The following is a 17,525-nucleotide window of genomic DNA, read 5'->3' on the forward strand; positions in this document are numbered from 1 at the left end:
CGGTGAGGTCTGCACGCGGACACGCCCCTTCCCGTGGCTCGGACAGCGCGGACACCGCCACGCTGACACGACTCGCCACAGGCCGGGGCGGCTTGTGATAGAACATGAATATTCTGGGCGTTTGTGAATGGTGCACGAAAACGTCAAAGCGACGGGGACTTGTCCCCGCCGCTTTGACAGTCAAACATATACACGTCACTGCAGCCCTATCGCTTGTACGAAGCGAAGCGATAAGTAAAACAACACGACCCCCAATATAACAACGTACACGACCCTACGCTCACCGGAGGCCTTCAGCGAAGGTACAATGCCAGTGGTGGAGATAAAGATGAACGTTCCCGTGGCCAACGCCATAATCACCTTGACCAAGGACATGTCAAACTTCCCGGCCCACAGTGTCAGCGCAGCTCCAACCAGCGTCGACACGGCCAGTCCACTCGCTGCGGCCAACGCCGTCTTTCTAGATTCCCCAGCGGCCAGGCTGATGGTCGCCATACTGAAGCCCTCTGGAATTTTGTGCAACGTAATGGCCAAAAACATAAGCACGCCTGTGCCCAAGTTCACGTCGAACGCACCCGCGACGATGACACCGTCCATAAAGGTGTGCACAATCATGCCAACAAACGTGACAACTTCCGTCTTCCTGCTCAACGAAATCGGTCCATCCGCTGGTGCATGGAGAACATCCCCGGCCCCCGACTGGCTGACGGCGACCGAGGCGTGATTTTCATGGGCGTGTCCAGCTCCAAACTGATGTAATAGCAACATCGCTAGGTACCCTATCACCAAGTACAACGGAGCCGTAGTGGGCAGTTCGGAGACGGCGTCCGGCAACCGGTCCAAAAATGTTGCACCAATGAGAAATCCGGCCCCGAGTGCTGTCGTCCATAATATTTGCCGTTCTGTCAATCGACGCAGCACGATAATCGCCCCGCCGATGACGTCAGCAAACGCTGCAGCGATACATAATACCAGTGTCAACCCCACTGAAAGCACCTCGTGGCCTCCTCGCTATGGTTTGCCCACGGTCCGGCAGGCAACCTTGATGCTCTTCCATCCGCACATTATAGAAAATAATTTTCCACAAACAATCTACAGATGCGCTGACGGGATGTCAACCGTAAATTTCTGACCTCAGTCATTGCCATGGCGAAGAAGTAACGCAAACAGAGGGGCTCTGTGTACCCCTCTGCTTACAATAGTTCCCAGTCCTAAGTGAATGACTTCTCGTCGTGGATCACTTCCCAGTTGTGGTTCACCGTAGCAGGGATAATTTTTCTTTCCATAATGTAACTGACAATCAGTTCCGGTACTTCCGTTGGGATGTCCTGCACCACCGGCTTCCCTTTGTACATTTCGTAGTCGCCGCCACCTGCCGCCCTGTAGTTGTTCATCACGACGTCGTAATCCGCTTCCATATCCAAGGGTTGCCCTTCGTACAAGAGCTCGACCACGCGTGCTCCGAGTGGTCGTGAAATGTTGATCTTGTACTCAATGCCTTCCCACATATCGTAGTTGTAATGCTGAGGCTTCGGTGCTGTGAACGCGGGATTCACTTGAATGTCCGACCCATCGTACGGTGCAAAATACGCCGCAGACCGCTCCAGAGCGTCCTTAATGTCCTGCCCTTTCACGCGCAAGATGCGAAGTGTGTTCGGGTAAATGTAGTTGGCCACCACGTCGCGCACAGTGACGTCTTCTGGGAACCCGGGACACTGGTTATCAAACAGAGCCGCATTCGAAATGGACACCCCCGCTGTCTCCATCTGTACTTTGTTGACGAATTCAATCAGTGGATTGTCACGTAGGCGCAGGGCCATCGGGTCCTTGACGGTCATATCACCGAGAATCCGCCCTATCGGCTGGTCCAGCCAAACTTGGGTCTGCTCCTCATACGGTCGGATGACTTCAACCACCTTCGGGTCCGGGGCTGTCCCAGCTACGTCGACCAACTCCGCGCTTGTCGACACAATGTTCCACTTTTTTCCCGTCCGTTCCAACAACACGTCAACTTTTCCCAACCACGCCGCGTTACATCCGGGTTGGATGACCGTGACACCACACACCGTGCCCGACAGCGCCCGATGCTGATGTCCCGTGAGCAGCACGTCTATCCCTTTCACTTCCGAGCACAACCGGTACCCCTGGTTCTCCCCTGTATACCGCTCCGTCAGCTGACCGGTGTCCAGATCCCTCTCGAAGCCGCCGTGGTAAGCCACAACCATCACATCCGGACCCGACTCCCTGCGGATTTTCGCCACCCATCGCTGACATGTATCGACCGCGTCTAGGAAGTCCATCTCCTCAATATGCGCTGGATTTTCCCAGTTCGGAATGTACTGGGTCGTCAACCCGAGGACAGCCACGCGCACCCCACTCTTCAGTGCTCGAACGAGATACGGCGTACCGAAGTACGGAATGTCCGTCCCCGTTTTGACAATGTTTGCAGACAGCCAAGGAAACTTGGATTCGTGCACCACTCGTTGCAAGATTTGCGAGCCGTAGTTGAACTCGTGGTTCCCAAACACTGCAGCATCGTATGTTAACTCGTTCATGACCTGAACTATCGGATTGGGCAAATCCGGTGTTATCCTCGCGTGATGGTAAGTCAACGGTGTTCCCTGAATCACGTCACCGTTGTCAATCAGGAGCACATTCTCCGACCGATGGCGAAAGTCCTGAATGAGCGTGGCAATCTTCGCCAATCCCAGATCCATCGGCTGGTTGTCCGCGTAACGCAAAGGCAAGACGTTCCCGTGAACGTCGCTTGTATAGAGAATGGTCAGCGAAACTTGCTCACCGCTTGAGGTCATCTCGGATTCCACCCATTTGTGTGTCTTCCATTACTAGAGATTTGCAAAACACAGGCAACATCTGCGCGTGCTGAACCATTCGAGCGAGATGTTGCACATCGCTCCTCTCACTTGATCTTAACCGCAAATTCATCTGATATCTATAAAAATTTAGAAATCTAGGCATATACCTATGCTATAGTGATGCCAAACGACGTCATTCATATGGGGGTCGAAGCGCTTCATGTTGAAGAAACTCGCTGGAATGGGGCTGTCTCTCGCATTGGCAGGCACCGTGTTGGCAGGGTGCGGATCGGGCCATAACACCGGCAACGACAACACGGGCTCTAAGGCGGCGGCGACGTACGTCCCGAAGGAGTTGAACGTGCAGTTTGTGCCTTCACAGAACGACGCATCAGACTTGCAAGCCAAGAGTCACCCACTGGAACAGTTGCTTTCAGACAAGTTGGGCATCCCCGTTCACGTGTCGGTCTCTACCACGTACAACTCTATCATTGAAGCTATGGCTTCCAAGCAAATAGACATCGGCTTCATCCCCGCTTCTGGATACATCATTGCTCATGACCAAAAGCACGCCGCCAACATTATCCTGCAGGCTGAGCGCTATGGCGTACATCACCCTGATGGAAAGCCAACCCATCAACTGGTCACCACGTACCAAGCGATGATCCTCGTGCGCAAAGACTCCGGCATCAAATCGCTGAAAGACCTGAAGGGCAAGAAGATTGCATGGCAAGACCCGACGTCACCCGCTGGATACGTGTGGCCGGCCGTTGAAATGAAGAAGGCGGGTGTAGATCCGGTGACTGATGTCCAAGGCGATGTGATGCAAGGCCACGGTGCAGCGATTCAAGCACTGGTCAACAAACAAGTGGACGCTGCTGCCGTGTTCGACGATGCCCGAAACATCGTCAAGAAAGACATTCCGAACATCTTCGACATCACCACCCCACTGTACTACACGGCACCGATTCCGAACGACACCATCTGTGTGCGTCCCGACATGGATCCAACGTGGGTGAGGAAGATACAACAAGCGTTCATGGACATTGCGGACGCGAAGAAGAACCCGGAAGGCCACAAGATGATTGAGTCCATTTACACGCACGAAGGCTATCAAGTGGCAGATGATCACGTGTTTGACATCGCACGCGCGTATCAAAAGGAACTCGACAACCAGTAATCATCCCATCGATTTGCAGCTACCCCAGGTTCCCTTGACAGCCTCGCAGTCCTTGAAAGCATCGATGCAGGTGACCTCGCCAATGTATGGCGAGGCCGCTCTTTTGTCTTTATTGTTATGTTTATTTCTTACTGGTTGTTTGCGAGGTCTAGTTGCCAAGAAACACCGTATCGATCTGTAACCCACCCAAATTTTTTACTCACTGGAGAAGGGGCTAACGGCATGAGAACTTGTCCATCTTGTGATAACTTCTCAAAAAGTTCATCAATTTCTTTCTCTGTATCGCACGATACAAACAGTGAGATTGAAGGAGTAAACGTAAACTCATGCTTCACTCTACTGTCTATGCACATGAACGTTTGTCCTTTTAATGTGAATGTAGCATGTAATACTGTTCCATCTTCATGATGAACAACACGATGTATTTCTGATTGGTCAAATAAAGAGGTATAAAATTTCATTGCTTCTTCAGCCTTGCCATCGAACATGAGAAACGTTGTGATTTTTGACACCGTGAACAAACTCCCTTCGTTTTGCAAAATTATTATTCGACGCCATTTTCCAATCCTCACACCAGCTTCTTGCGCAGAAAACCAGAGAGGTAGTCGATGAGGGTCACCATGACGATGATGCCCAGCAAAATAATGCCTACGCGGCTCCACGACCGCGATTGCAGGGCAAAGATGAGCGGTGTGCCGATGCCGCCAGCACCGATGATGCCAAGAATGGTGGCCGACCGAACGCTGATTTCAAAACCGTACAGCGTCAGCGACGTAAAGTGCGGCATCACCTGCGGCACCACGGCGAACCACAACGCCTGCAGGCGATTTGCCCCACTGGCCGTGAGCGCCTCCATCGGCCCAAGATCTATGCTCTCCATCGCCTCCGCGAACCACTTGCCGAGCATACCCACAAAGTGCAGACCGAGCGCCAATACACCGGCAAACGATCCAGGCCCGACCGCCTTAATGAAGAGCAGTGCGACCACCACTTCTGGGAAGGTCCGAATCAAACTCAAGATGGCCTTGCCAGAGCCACTGACCGTCTTGTACTTGTGCAAGTTCTGTGCAGACCAGAACGCAAACGGCACCGCAAGGATGGCTGCCACCGACGTACCCAAAAACGCGATGGACAAGGTATCGAGCAGACCGCGTAAAAGGTCTTCGCCACCCGGCTGGTAGACGAATCCCCAGTCGGGGTGGAACATGCCGTAGAGAATGGACCTCGCGACTTCCCCCGCTGTCGACTGTATCCCCGTGAAGGGAATACCAGACACAGCCCAGGCGTACAGTGCAACCAACAACACCAGGACGCCAACCTTATACCACTTCCCGTATCGGTTGACAGGCGTTTGCAACGCAGTCTGTGTGGTCATAACAGTCGCTCCCGAAGCTTCGTACTGGTAAAGTCAATCACGAACACAATCATCAACATCGCAATGACAATGACAGACGTGTTCTGATATTGGAAGAGACCCAGTGTGTTGTTCAGGTACAGCCCGATACCGCCAGCGCCGACGAGTCCGAGAATGGTCGCCGCGCGGACGTTGATTTCAAAGGTGTACAGCAAGTGGGCAGTGAAAATGGGCAGCACCTGGGGCACCACGCCGAACGCAATCCACTGCAATTTGTTGGCACCGACGGCGGTCATGGCTTCCAGCGGCCCGTCATCGATAGCCTCTGCCGACTCGTACCACAACTTAGAAATGATGCCAAAGGATAAGACCGCGAGAGAGAGCACGCCGGAGAATGCGCCGATTCCGAAAATCGCGACGAAGATGGAGGCCAGCAACAAGTCGGGAATGGTTCGGATGAGGTTCAGGACAATCCGTGCAGGCCAGGACAACCAGGGCGCCCGAGTAACGTTTCGCGCCGCCAGCAATACAAAGGGCAAAGCCACAATCCCACCGAGTGATGTGCCGAGAATCGCCATCTGCAACGTTTGCACGAGTGGGTTCACAATCTTCTGAGCATATTTCGAGTGCGGTGGGACCATCTCGGCAAATAAATCCCCCATGTTGCCAATACCGGAAACCAGGTGTCCGAGGTCCGTGTGCGTGCGGACTGCACTTCCCCACAGAAGGAGGAAGAGGATGACCGTGGTCAGCGCCGATTTGCTTCGCGTGGCCACTTTGGACGGAACCGTCATCATGCGCCGTTCCTCCCAAGCAGCTCGTCCTTGTCAATGGGACGACCGTAGATTTCGGCGAACGCTTCATCCGTGGCTGCTTCCACTGGTCCGTCGAAGACCAGTTGCCCCGCGCGCAATCCAATGATACGGGTGGCATATTCTCGGGCGAGATCCACAAAGTGCAAGTTGACCATCGTCGTAATGCCACTTTCCTGGTTGATCCGCTTGAGGTCATCCATCACCTGTTTCGTTGTGAGTGGATCCAAGGACGCCACGGGCTCGTCTGCCAGAATGATCTTCGCGCCTTGCGCCAATGCCCGCGCAATCGATACGCGCTGCTGCTGACCGCCTGACAGTTGGTCCGCGCGCACGAACGCCTTGTCGCGAATGTTGACGCGTTCCAGCGCTTTCAGAGCAAGTTCCACATCCTCCCTCGGGAACAGCCCGAGCAGCGTGCGCAGCGTGGAATGATAGGCGACGCGTCCAGAAAGGACGTTGCGAAGGACCGTGGATCGTTTTACGAGATTAAAATTTTGAAAGATCATTCCAATGTCGCGGCGAAGCATTCGCAACGGTTTGCCGCGTGCAGCCGTAATGGACTTGCCGTCGATGAGGATTTCACCGTGGGTGATTTCATGCAGCCGATTGATGGAGCGAAGCAACGTGGACTTGCCGGCACCCGACAGTCCGACAATCACGACAAACTCTCCGGGATAAATCGTCAACTGAATGTCCTTCAAGCCGACGGTCCCGTTGGGATACACTTTCGAGACGCTTTGAAACTCAATCATGGGTCCGTCGAAACGCCCCTTTTTCGCGCCGCAGTAGCATCTTTCGCGACGAAAGTTGTAAAGCGGAAGCTTATACCATTTCGCCGCCATTATATCAGAAAAACCTGCATAATTCGCAGAACAAACGGAAACTTTACATATCAGAGATATTGCAAATCGTCTATTCGCTTTTGTCCTCCTGTCCATGTCGCCACCCTATGGAAGGGCATCTACTGCAGGATAGGAGGGGAGTACCATGGCGACATCAAACTCCACTTCGCCATTATCCGCCGCGCAGAGGACGTCCGCGAAAATCATCCTGTTCGCGCAATCGCTCAGTGTCATCAGCGCCGGTCTGGGGCTGATTGGACTCATTGTTGCGTACAAGGTTCTGATCAGCGACGGATCTGCTACCACGAAGGGCACGACAACCCGCGTGCCGACCATCACGTAACAGAGGGGCTTCACCTGCTGGCCGATGACCAGTCCGGTGACAGCCCCTTACTGCGCCGTGATTGGAACGCCTTTGTGAAATCACGAGATTGAAGGCGCGCGAGTGAGTGCGAAGGAGATAGCACTTGCCGGTGTACGCCCCGTTCACCTGCAGCGCTTACGTATACTTCCAGTGACTTTTGCGCACGTTGCAGTCAGGCGGAAACCGGAATACAGTTATCATAAGCCTGCGGATGATGCGCGAGCACAAACGACAAGGAGTCTGAAGTACCAAACGAAAACCGTTTGGCCCGCAAATCCACATCCACAGGTGTTATCGATATGGAGGGAAAATAATTGAAAAAAGTTGTGGCGATGGTAACATCGTTGATGCTTCTGCTGACACCGGTGTCGGCGTCCGCTTCCACGTCAACGGCAGTTACGCACAGGGCTCCGGTCCCCACGGCTTCTCATAGCGTGGCTACGACAGGGACGTCACAAGGGCTAGCGACGAACGATGTGTACGCTCGTTCGTATCGCTCCGGTTCGAGGGCACCATCGTCCCGCGTCGGCGGCTCCTATTCGCGATATAGTGGCACCTACGGTACTCCGTACGGAGGTGCGACAACCCGTACCGGTTTGGGTGGGTTTGGATCGCACTTGTTTTCGTTCGGGTCCGGCATGCTGCTTGGCGGTTTGATGGGCCACTTGTTTCATCCCTTCGGCGGCTACTACGGCTGGGGGGGCGGATACGGTTACCACGGATTCTCCATCTTCGGTCTGTTGATTGACTTGTTGCTTCTGTACGTGGTGTATCGCATTGTCCGCAGGCTGTTCTTCCGGAGATAATGAGAACAAGGGGTGTGTGAACGAGTGCAACTTCATATGTCGGAGCAAGACGTCGTGGACGCATGCTGCGTCTATGCGGCCAACCACCACGGGCGGCGGCCAGAGGATGTGCGAGTCGAGTTGTGGTTCGAACCCGGCCGCGGTTTCGGCGCCGATGCGAATATCGGCTGGAGCACCGTCCAGTTGTCCGAACAACAGATGGTCGACGCCATTGCCGAGTACCTGGCGCAGTACCACAACTTTAACCCACAAGAGCTGAACATTCAGTTGCAATTCCCGGACGAATCGCGGATTGAGGCGTACATCGTCGTTCTGTAACGGATTGACGGTACAAGGAGCGAGACGCCCCAGTTTCGCTCCGAGCTACATCGTCGTTTAGGATTATGAGGCTGTCCCAAATCCCATCGTAAAATGGGAAGAGGACAGCCCTATTTTGTCAACGAAAACAATACCGAACCCTGCACCGTACAAATCGCTCACTGACGTACCAGCGGCAAGGCTGACTTTTTATATGCCTGTAAAAAGTCGAGTTGAACGTCAACTTGCACGGTTGTCTTTACCTTTCGAAACGTTTGATCCCATTCGTTGTCTCCATGCCAATCCCGAGGTGAATAACGGTACACGTTTCGACCCATTCCAAATATGTCTGTGTTCATTGCTTGACACTGTTGGATACTGGTTTCCACCACGTTTTTCACCTCGTTCTTCACCTGTTGCCTTAACTGCTCTAGTTCCATTTGGTTGGTCTCAATCACACAAGCTCCACCTTCAACCCATCCTTTCAAACGCAGGTGGACGATGGCTTGTGGTTCATTCGATTTGAGGTGAATCATACGCAAGGTGCTTTTGACGGATTTTACATTCACAACAAACTGTCCATCTTTTTTGGTGGGACATTGAAATGACAACGGCGACTTTGGAAACTGATTTTGGATGAACAGCCAACCGAGAGCCTGCTGCGTATTGAGTCCACCGACAAACTCATCCGCCGAAAAGGCCGCAATCCCCTCAATCCGAGGTGCAGAGAGTCCGTCATTTCCTCGTCCAATCCAGATGGCAAAGGGCTGTATTCCAGGCGTCACCAATCTTTGATGAAAGCCGCCTAAAGTGACTTCATATGGGCGATTGAGTAATAACCGGTTTTCAAAATAGTTCGTAAAGTACGTGGACGGAATGGCATCTAGTGCTGGCGTGTACTCCAGAACTTCCCGAGCAGGACTCGAGGAAACAAACAGCCAAGATTCTCTCGGTGTGATACGAGACTGCAACACCGGACTCACCACGGGCAGCATCCCACGCTGAGCGATGACTTGATTGATTACAACTGCTCGAACATGACCAAAAAACAAGTTGCGGTCAATCGAAAGCTGAATTTTGCGTAAAGCATCGGTTACCTCTGTCCCGCTCTTGGTAATTACGGCGGTATTGTCCTCTCTTGAACTCGTTGAGCCTTGTGGTGATCGACTGAAACTTTGTGGCCGTGCCAGTTGCAAACTCACTTTGACACCATGGTCATCTTGGTCACTGGGGTCGATTCCCATCATCAACACCACGGCTCGCTTCTGTAATTCAACACCATCCCAACAACCGGGCAACAAACAAGTCAGAATGGTGCAAAGCAGCAATGTCCACAGGCGATTCTTCATTTTGCAATACGCCTTTCTCTTACCCTCATGTAGCTTCTGAGCCACATGAAAGGCATGAGACTAAAGAACATCAACTCAAATGCTGTAACAATGACTCCGTAAACATCATTGAATCGTTCGCTATTACTCGGTAGGGTGGTAAGCAATAACACAGTCGTAAATATGAAGATCAGTGCTTGTCGCTGATATGGTTTCGTGTAATGAGACAATACATAGTAGGCTCCGTACGCATATAGATTCACCGCGGATACGACCGAAATCAATACGGGTAGCAGGAAAATCAAATCCAATCGTTCCAGGAATGGACCTGTCAATTTTTGAATTCGAATCATCTCTAACACAGGCCACTGTAACGAGGAAGCTTCGAACGGTCCCAAAACAGCCAACACGGCGAGTAAGTTCAATGCATGCAACAAGACAATGCCGATGCTCGCGTAAACAAAGCTACGATTTGAATTGTCAGCAGACATGCCAAATTTTTTAAAAATAGGAAGATATACGACAAGAAGAATCAGACCGGGTAAAAGCTGCATGACTCTCGGCGCGGAGTGAACGACAGGCTTCCAAGTCGTTGGTACAGCAGGTAGTAAATTTGAAAAATCCGAAGTTCGAAAGGAAATCAACAGCAAGATGGTGGCCAAAATGAAAGCAGGCCAAAACAGTACAATCTGAAATCGGAGCATGGCCTCGAATCCTGCACTCAGCAGTTGAACCGAGACGAAAAGGCTCAACAGAACCAACGCCACGGTGGGAGTGTAGGGCAGCGCTGCGTAATGAATCAATGACACACCCAACAAAAGAGATTTTCCAGTATAAGTTAACAAAGTGCCTATCAGGGACACATTGAGAACGGCGCCAACCTTTTGACCGAAAAAATAATCAAACATGGTGCAGCCAGCGAATTCCTTCGGCATGCTTTGCATCAGACGAATCATCAGCAAACCAACCCCAAACATGAGCAGCACATACAAAGTAAACAGAGCCCATACCGCCGAGTGGAGCTCCTCAGTCCAAGAGGGGATCCATTCTGCCGTACCCGTTCCCAATAAACATTCAAATAGCAGAATGGCCAATACGTTCCGGTTGACTTGCTTCATCATGCTTTACTCCTCTTCGTTCGATACGTGGCTCTCCGCAACCAACTACGAGGACTCCAGTACGTAGCGGGTCGGGAGGTCGTGACCTGAACAGGGGGTCGAACCAGCGTGTCTTTCAAGTCCGGAACATTCATTTGTGAAAAGGGTGTCAAATACGGTACGCCAAAGGATTTCAACGTCGACAAATGGGCACACAAGATGAGTGCAAACCCCAAAGTGCCAATAATTCCAAACAACGACGTGGCCATCAACATGGGAAAACGTATCATTCGAGTAACAAAAGCGGCTTCGTAGTTCGGAATGGCAAATGCACCGAGCGCCGTCAGAGCGACAGCGATGACCATCATCGGACTGACAATGCCGGCTTGCACCGCAATATTGCCAATCACTAAGCCACCGACAATCGCATAGGATTGTCCCATTTGATGAGGCATTCGATTGCCTGCTTCGCGAACCAACTCCACCATGAGCTCCATAAACAGAGCTTCCATCACAATCGGTAAAGGAATTCCTTCCCGCGTTGCGGCCAACTGCAGCACCATGGTCAACGGAATCAACTCAGGATTATACATGGTGAGCGCGATGTACAAAGATGGAGCAAAAATAGATACCATCAAGGCAAATATCCGAATCAGACGGAGTACTGTGCCTGACCACCATCGTTGTGAGTAATCATCTGTCGTTTGAAAAAACGAGACCATGACGGCGGGAGCTAACAGCACAAAAGGCGTCCCGTCCGCTAAAATGGCGATTCTCCCCTCCAGCAAGGCGGCTACTGTTTTGTCCGGGCGCTCTGTTGATTGTATCTGTGGATACGGGCTCCAGGGATTATCTTCAATCCACTGCTCCAAAACACCATTTTCGAGCAGACCATCAATTTTCACCCGCTGGATGCGCTCAGTCGCTTCTCGAACAATGTCTGGATGGGCCAAGTCACGTACATACGCCAACAGCACCGTGGTTCGCGTCCGTTCTCCGATAATAAATTTGTCGAAGATGAGTTTTGGATCCTTAAGCCTCGTACGCAGAAGAGACACATTGGTATCAATGGATTCCGTGAACCCATCTCGAGGACCGCGTATGGCGATATCCGTCGATGGTTCCTGAGGCTGTCTTCGACTGAGCCCTTGCACCCCCACGATGATGTACTCTCTTTGCAAGCACAAGACAGCGTAATTGGCAAACAGAGCCTTCACAGCGTCATCGACGTTCGAGACCCGTTTGATATCTGACAATCGCAACGTATTGTCCAACCAATCCGACACATCGCCCCGCCGCTGGCGAGGTATGTGAGTGAGCGGCCCCAATAACCGTTCCTCTACCCTTGTTAGGTCAACAATGGTGGAAATGAATACGACATCCATGCGGGCATTTGGTATCGGTCGCACCACGACGTCAAATGACGGATCTATGCTCTTTAAAAGCTGCTGCGTCGTTTTCAAGTGACATGTGCTCCCTGAGAATTGAATGATCAGCTCGTCGCACGCTTATAGATTCCCAACCCTGGTGTAAATTACACAACGAAGGGAGGCACCATCTGGCACCTCCCTTCATGCATCGTGGTATTTTCAAGTTGCTCGACTATCACCGTGCTTGCGCTTTATACCTCAAGCCCGTTCCACAGAGACGCGTGTCCCCCGCCCCGCGGGTTCCGCTGGGTGCACCACCAAGCGCCGCTGCAGTCGCTGTCGAAGTTCTGGCACGTGGCTGATGACACCAATGGTCATGTTCTCCATGTGCAGCTTTTCGAGCGTGTTCATCACCACGTCCAGCAGTTCCGGATCCAACGTACCAAATCCTTCGTCCAGGAAGAAAAATTCCAGCGGATATTGGCCTTGCAACTGAATTTGCGTGGACAGGGCCAATGCGAGTGACAACGACGTGAGGAACGTCTCACCACCAGATAATGTGGTGGCCGGTCTCCGCACGCCTCCGTTAAAGTCGTCGCGCATCACGAATCGCCCGTCGGCTGAGAGTTCCAATGCGTAGCGGTTGCGCGTGAGCTGTTTCAGCCGTTCCGACGCGTGCTGCGCCACAAACTCCAACTGCTCTTCCGCCACGAATTCCACAAAGCGGTTCCCGCTCAACACCTGGCGCAATGTGGTCAGCTGCCCGACCAACTCGGCGCACTGTACGCGCCTCGCTTCAAGCTTCTTCCACGACTCGTGCCGCTTGCAGACGTCTGTGAGCGCCTCCTGCGCCGCCCCCACTGCCGATACGGCGTCCTTCCACCGCCTGTCTGCATCTGCGAGCCGCTCCTGTACCTGCTGCCATTCCTCCGGTTGGATTCTCGTGTCGCCAAGCTGGGCCAACAGTGGCTCTCTCTGCGCTTCTAACCGCTTCATCCCATTGGCGTACGCCTGTACCCGCGCCTGCCGTTCTTCGAACTCTGCATCATCCAACATCGCGTCTTCCGCTTCCGCCACCGTGACGAACTGGTGCTCCTGCAGTTTTTCCGCCAGCGCGGCCTCGGCCCTCTCGTACTGCGTCGTGAGTTGTTCCAGCCGGGTCCGCGCCACAGCCACATCTTTTTCCATGGTGCGCAGTGTTTCTTCCGAGTCACGGTAGGCCGCTTCCGCCGTTGCCACATCATCCGACAATTTCTGCAGCGTTTGCTGCACCGTCTCCAGCACGACTGCCGGAGACTGCTCGCCGGCCCGCTCTCGAATGGCCGATTCCAGGCTTTTGACCCGCTCCGTCCGTCCTCGAACTTCGACTTCCACTTGCGCAACCGCCACTTGTACCTCTGTGAGCTTGGCGTTCTGCCTGTTCTGCTCGGCGGCGAGGCGCGCCATCTCCGCCTCCAGTTGATCTACCTCGCGTTTTGCACCATCCACAAGTTCGTCGTCCGCCGCGATTTGATCCACTTGGCGCTGAAGCCACGCTGTCCACGCGTCACTCTGCACGTCCAGGTCCGGCACGCCTTCTGCATCCACCAGCTCTGCTTCCAGGCGCTGCTTTGCCTCCAGAAGCCGCGTTTCCGCCGCCTGGCGCTGCCGCTCAAGCCTGTCCACCTCTTCCCGCAGACTCTTGGCTTCCGAAGCCAGGCTCGCGACCACAATCCGCTGCTCATTTGCGGCGTCCCGCGTCGCTTGTCGGCGCTCCGTCAGCGCCTCATGCGCCTGCATCCACTGCTGTGCCGCTTGCTCGTCCGCTGCGAGGCGCTTGGCCTCTGCGTCAACCCACGCGCGCAAGGCCGCTGCATTCGCGACGTGTGCGTCGTCGCGAATGTCACGCACCCGGATCTGCACGTCTTGGAACGTCCCGTCTGCCGCCTGCAACGAACTCTCCGCCTGCCGCAGCGCCGCCTCCGCTTCCATGCGCAATCGCTCCAGCGAATGAGCCTCGTTCTTTGCACTCTCTAACGCACCGCGCGCGGCATCCAGGTCTGCCGTCACTTGCGCCATCACCTCAGGAGACCGGTCGTGTACGTGCGCTGGCTGCGGATGCGCCGCCGATCCACACACAGGACACGGCTCCCCGTCCCGCAACCCGCTCGCCAACAGCGCGGCGGCCATTTGCTGCTGGACAGCGTCGCGTCGGCGCTCCAGTTCCGCCACCTGCGTCTCCCATTGCTCGCGGTCGCGTATCTTGGCCGCAAGCGCATCCGTCCGCTCCTGCAGCTCGCTGGCCCACCGCATCTGCGCCTGCAGCGCCGAATCTTTCTGCGCCTCAACCGATTCCATCTGTCGCAGCAGATCACGAATTCGCTGCAAATCGGCCTCCGCCCGCCGGACGTCGTCCAGGGCTCGGTGGGGAATGGCCTCGTGTTGCTCGAGGGCGCTCTGCACTTCTGCTGCCTCTTGTTCCAGCGCCCTGAGCGTCGCTTCGGCGACTTCGCAACGCGTGGTGGTCTGGGTCCATGTCGCGGATCGATCCGCGAGTGCCTCACCAGACTCCTCCCATTCACGCCGTACATGCACATAGTGATCCGTCAACTGACGCCAGGACTGCACGCGGAGGCGCCGCCCCGGAGACACCGTGCGCTCCCGAATGTAGCCTTGCAACTCCGCTTTCCGCGCAGCCGCCGCCGCAAGGGTTTGCTCGAGTTCCGCCACCTCGTTCCGAAGTTGCGTTTGCTTGCGCGTAAGCTCGGCGTGTTCCTTCCGGAACGCTTCCAGTTCCTTGGATAATGCCCGCCACTCCTGCTCCCAAAGGAGTGCTTCCTCAAGTTCCTTCTGGCGGTGGCGAAGCTGCGGTTCCTGTGTTTGCTGCTCGGCTTTGGCGCGTTCCCAGGCCTGCCGCAATGACTCAGTCTCCGCCTTTCGAACCTTCGCTTGTGCAGCGAGTTGCCGATATGCACTGTCGGCTTGCTGCATCCGCAAGCACCCCTCGGAAGCTGCCTGGATAAACGGCGCCACAAGCCGCGCACGCGCTGCGGCTTCCAGTGTACGCTCCCATTGCCGAACCTGGTCTGCCTGTTGTTCGTACGCGCGCAATTGTGCCTCAATATCCGCCAGTTGTTGTTGTTTCTCCCAGATGGCCCGCGCCTGATCCATCGCTGTACGCGCATCCGTCAGCCGCACCATGGCCGCCTGCTCCGCGTTTTGTGCATCCGCCAACGTAGCCTTCGCCGCCTCGACCGCATCCGCAGAGGCGTCGCCGAGCCCTAACTGCTCTGCCGCGAGGACGGCCATTTCCCGTTCTGCCGCTTCCAACCGGGCCTTGACCTTCTGCTGCAATCCATCTCCGTACTTCTCCAAGGAGAACAGTCGCTGTAACATCTTGTTCCGATCCGCGCCTTTGAGGTACAAAAACTCCGCGAACTTGCCCTGCGGCAGCACAACCGCGCGCGTGAAGTCCTCCGGTTCCAGGCCGAGCACTCGCTTGACCTGCGCAGTGACCTCCGAGTCTTTATCTGCCAGCACAATGTCCCCCGCTGGGGAGCATTCGATAAAGCGGCTCCGCACGTTTTGGACCGACAATTCGTCGCGACGCCGGTACATCCGCTCGGCCCGGTAACGCCGTCTCGGATTCGTCCCAATTTCAAACTCGAAGGCGACCGTGAGCGTCTTCTCCGCGTGGTTGAGGATGCCTCGCGTGTTGTGCTCTGCGCGTCCGACGGATCCGTACAACGCCAGTGTCATGGCGTCAAGAATCGTCGACTTGCCGCTGCCAGTCGGCCCGAAAATGCCAAACACACCCGTATCCGACAGTTCTTCAAAGGAAATCTCCTGGGTCTCGCGGAAGCTGTGCAGCCCCGCAATGCTAAGCTTGATGGGCTTCATCCCGCAACCTCCTCCGTGTCCTCCGCCGCGGGTGCGTCTGCCGGCTCGTCCGCCACCAGTTCCAAGAACAGTTGGACCAGTCCATCATCCGGTGTGTACCCTTTCTGCCGTTCGAAAAAACGCACAAACATTTCGTCCATCGGCAGGTTCTTGCGCTCCGCAGCCGTGACCGCATTCACACCCTCCACCTGAAACACCGGCCGGATGTTGACGAAGCCCGGGTGAATGGTGCGGAGCATGTGCGTTTCTTCCATCGTCAGCGGATCTTTGAGGTGGATCTCCAAATCAATCCAGGCATTGGCATCCCGGCCTTCCTCCACCCACTGCACCACCTGCGAAAGACCTTCTTTCGCCGTCCAACGCACGAGCGGCTTGCCGGAAGCCAGAAACACTTCCCGAATGTCCGCTGGACGCCCCGGTTGGACATCGAGGACCACCACAGATTTGCTGTAGCCGACCTCGGAAAAACTGTACGCCAAGGGCGATCCGGCGTACCGCGTCGGCACCGGTGCGCCTGCCACCACCTGCGGTCGGTGCAGGTGTCCGAGCGCCACGTACTGCGCACGCCCCGGGAACGCATCCGGGTCCACCGCATACGTGCCGCCGACCTGAATCTGCACTTCCGAGTCGGACTCGATGCCGCCCCGAACGAACAAGTGGCTCATGGCGAGGTTGACTGCGTCGGATTTGAAATGACGGGCAAGGTGGGAAAACATCTGTGCAATGCGGTCATTGTACTGTTCCACCCACTCCGCCTCGTCTAAACTTTGTGTGAGCAATTCCTTCAAACGCGCCTCCGATGGGTACGGCAACGCGGCAATCACTGCCGTGTGGTCACACCCCGGCACGGCCAGTTCAAGCCATGACGGGCCTGCGGCGACACGCCACGGCCTGCTTGGATTCGGCGTCTGTGCAGACAGCGCCTGATGCGGCAGCCCGATTAACGTCATGCCCAGCTTCTCTGCAAGCGGAGACGCCGCTGCCATCCGCTCCGGGTTGTCGTGGTTGCCTGCAATCGCGACGATGCCGCGCGTTCCGCCAGCCGACAGCTTATCCAACGCTTCATAGAACAGTTCTTCCGCCTCCGCGCTGGGATTCACCGTCTGAAATACGTCCCCCGCCATCAATACGAGGTCAATGCGCTCGTCATCGCAAATCCCCGCCAGCTCATCGACAAACTGTCGCTGTTCGGGAATTCTATCTCGCCCTTCCAACGTCTTTCCAAAGTGCCAATCTGCTGTATGTAACACTCTCATCGAGTTATCCTCCGTTCAGAATCCGTGTTAGTTCAGTTCCCCGTAAACACACGAAACCCCTGCTGGAATTCACAGGGGTTATCAGCGATTTGCAAAATCACGACGAAGAACTCAAGAGGAG

At 54.8% G+C, this 17,525-nt stretch carries 15 protein-coding genes; 4 read left to right on the top strand and 11 right to left on the bottom strand.

Features of this window, described 5'->3' with window-relative positions; all coding sequences use genetic code 11:
• Positions 1 to 195: 195 nt before the first annotated feature.
• Both YWK_RS0111300 and YWK_RS0111305 read right to left on the bottom strand, forming a co-directional pair.
• Entirely contained in the window at positions 196 to 996 is an 801-nt protein-coding gene (locus YWK_RS0111300) for a ZIP family metal transporter (protein WP_026964885.1), read from the bottom strand.
• A gap of 215 nt (positions 997 to 1,211) precedes the next feature.
• Positions 1,212 to 2,813 carry a bifunctional metallophosphatase/5'-nucleotidase gene (locus YWK_RS0111305; protein WP_035466761.1) on the bottom strand — a complete coding sequence of 534 codons (1,602 nt, stop codon included), beginning with the start codon at positions 2,811 to 2,813 and terminating at the stop codon, positions 1,212 to 1,214.
• A gap of 223 nt (positions 2,814 to 3,036) precedes the next feature.
• Here YWK_RS0111305 and YWK_RS0111310 point away from each other — a divergent pair, with 223 nt between their 5' ends.
• Positions 3,037 to 3,996, top strand: coding sequence for a phosphate/phosphite/phosphonate ABC transporter substrate-binding protein (locus YWK_RS0111310; protein WP_026964887.1), 960 nt, complete (start codon positions 3,037 to 3,039; stop codon positions 3,994 to 3,996).
• Between the two features lie 128 nt (positions 3,997 to 4,124).
• Here YWK_RS0111310 and YWK_RS0111315 read toward each other — a convergent pair whose 3' ends face one another.
• The 4 genes from YWK_RS0111315 to phnC are packed head-to-tail and all read right to left on the bottom strand — an operon-like array spanning position 4,125 to position 6,917.
• Complete coding sequence (locus tag YWK_RS0111315; RefSeq protein WP_415782815.1) at positions 4,125 to 4,517, bottom strand: VOC family protein; 393 nt, start codon at positions 4,515 to 4,517, stop codon at positions 4,125 to 4,127.
• 47 nt (positions 4,518 to 4,564) lie between these two features.
• Positions 4,565 to 5,371 carry a phosphonate ABC transporter, permease protein PhnE gene (gene phnE, locus YWK_RS0111320; protein ID WP_051375504.1) on the bottom strand — a complete coding sequence of 269 codons (807 nt, stop codon included), beginning with the start codon at positions 5,369 to 5,371 and terminating at the stop codon, positions 4,565 to 4,567.
• Positions 5,368 to 6,147 (bottom strand): phosphonate ABC transporter, permease protein PhnE, encoded by a 780-nt coding sequence (phnE, locus tag YWK_RS0111325; RefSeq protein ID WP_415782813.1) that lies wholly within the window; start codon positions 6,145 to 6,147, stop codon positions 5,368 to 5,370. The genes phnE (YWK_RS0111320) and phnE (YWK_RS0111325) overlap by 4 nt, the downstream gene beginning before the upstream one ends.
• Positions 6,144 to 6,917 (bottom strand): phosphonate ABC transporter ATP-binding protein, encoded by a 774-nt coding sequence (gene phnC / locus YWK_RS0111330; protein WP_026964891.1) that lies wholly within the window; start codon positions 6,915 to 6,917, stop codon positions 6,144 to 6,146. Before phnC ends, phnE (YWK_RS0111325) begins: the two co-directional genes overlap by 4 nt.
• A 235-nt stretch (positions 6,918 to 7,152) precedes the next feature.
• Between phnC and YWK_RS0111335 the strand changes: the two genes are divergently transcribed.
• From YWK_RS0111335 to YWK_RS19565, 3 genes are all read left to right on the top strand, one after another.
• Complete coding sequence (locus YWK_RS0111335) at positions 7,153 to 7,350, top strand: hypothetical protein (protein ID WP_026964892.1); 198 nt, start codon at positions 7,153 to 7,155, stop codon at positions 7,348 to 7,350.
• A 335-nt stretch (positions 7,351 to 7,685) separates the two neighbouring features.
• Positions 7,686 to 8,177, top strand: a complete 492-nt coding sequence (locus tag YWK_RS19560) for a hypothetical protein (protein WP_035466762.1) — start codon at positions 7,686 to 7,688, stop codon at positions 8,175 to 8,177.
• Between the two features lie 24 nt (positions 8,178 to 8,201).
• The gene (locus YWK_RS19565; protein ID WP_051375505.1) at positions 8,202 to 8,495 is read left to right on the top strand and encodes a DUF2653 family protein; all 294 of its coding nucleotides are present in this window, start codon (positions 8,202 to 8,204) and stop codon (positions 8,493 to 8,495) included.
• 158 nt (positions 8,496 to 8,653) lie between these two features.
• Here the strand turns inward: YWK_RS19565 and YWK_RS0111350 are convergent, their stop codons facing one another.
• The 5 genes from YWK_RS0111350 to YWK_RS0111370 form a co-directional block, all read right to left on the bottom strand.
• Positions 8,654 to 9,823: a Ger(x)C family spore germination protein gene (locus tag YWK_RS0111350; protein WP_026964893.1), complete on the bottom strand. Its 1,170-nt coding sequence runs from the start codon at positions 9,821 to 9,823 to the stop codon at positions 8,654 to 8,656.
• A complete protein-coding gene (locus tag YWK_RS0111355) occupies positions 9,820 to 10,920 on the bottom strand; it encodes a GerAB/ArcD/ProY family transporter (protein WP_026964894.1) in 1,101 nt (366 codons plus the stop codon). The genes YWK_RS0111350 and YWK_RS0111355 overlap by 4 nt, the downstream gene beginning before the upstream one ends.
• A complete protein-coding gene (locus YWK_RS19570) occupies positions 10,920 to 12,362 on the bottom strand; it encodes a spore germination protein (protein WP_051375506.1) in 1,443 nt (480 codons plus the stop codon). The genes YWK_RS0111355 and YWK_RS19570 overlap by 1 nt, the downstream gene beginning before the upstream one ends.
• A gap of 165 nt (positions 12,363 to 12,527) precedes the next feature.
• The gene (locus YWK_RS0111365; RefSeq protein ID WP_026964895.1) at positions 12,528 to 16,148 is read right to left on the bottom strand and encodes an AAA family ATPase; all 3,621 of its coding nucleotides are present in this window, start codon (positions 16,146 to 16,148) and stop codon (positions 12,528 to 12,530) included.
• Positions 16,145 to 17,404: an exonuclease SbcCD subunit D gene (locus YWK_RS0111370; RefSeq protein WP_026964896.1), complete on the bottom strand. Its 1,260-nt coding sequence runs from the start codon at positions 17,402 to 17,404 to the stop codon at positions 16,145 to 16,147. Before YWK_RS0111370 ends, YWK_RS0111365 begins: the two co-directional genes overlap by 4 nt.
• Positions 17,405 to 17,525 lie beyond the last annotated feature (121 nt).

This window comes from Alicyclobacillus pomorum DSM 14955 (genome assembly GCF_000472905.1).
In the GTDB taxonomy this organism is placed as follows: Bacteria; Bacillota; Bacilli; order Alicyclobacillales; family Alicyclobacillaceae; genus Alicyclobacillus_A; species Alicyclobacillus_A pomorum.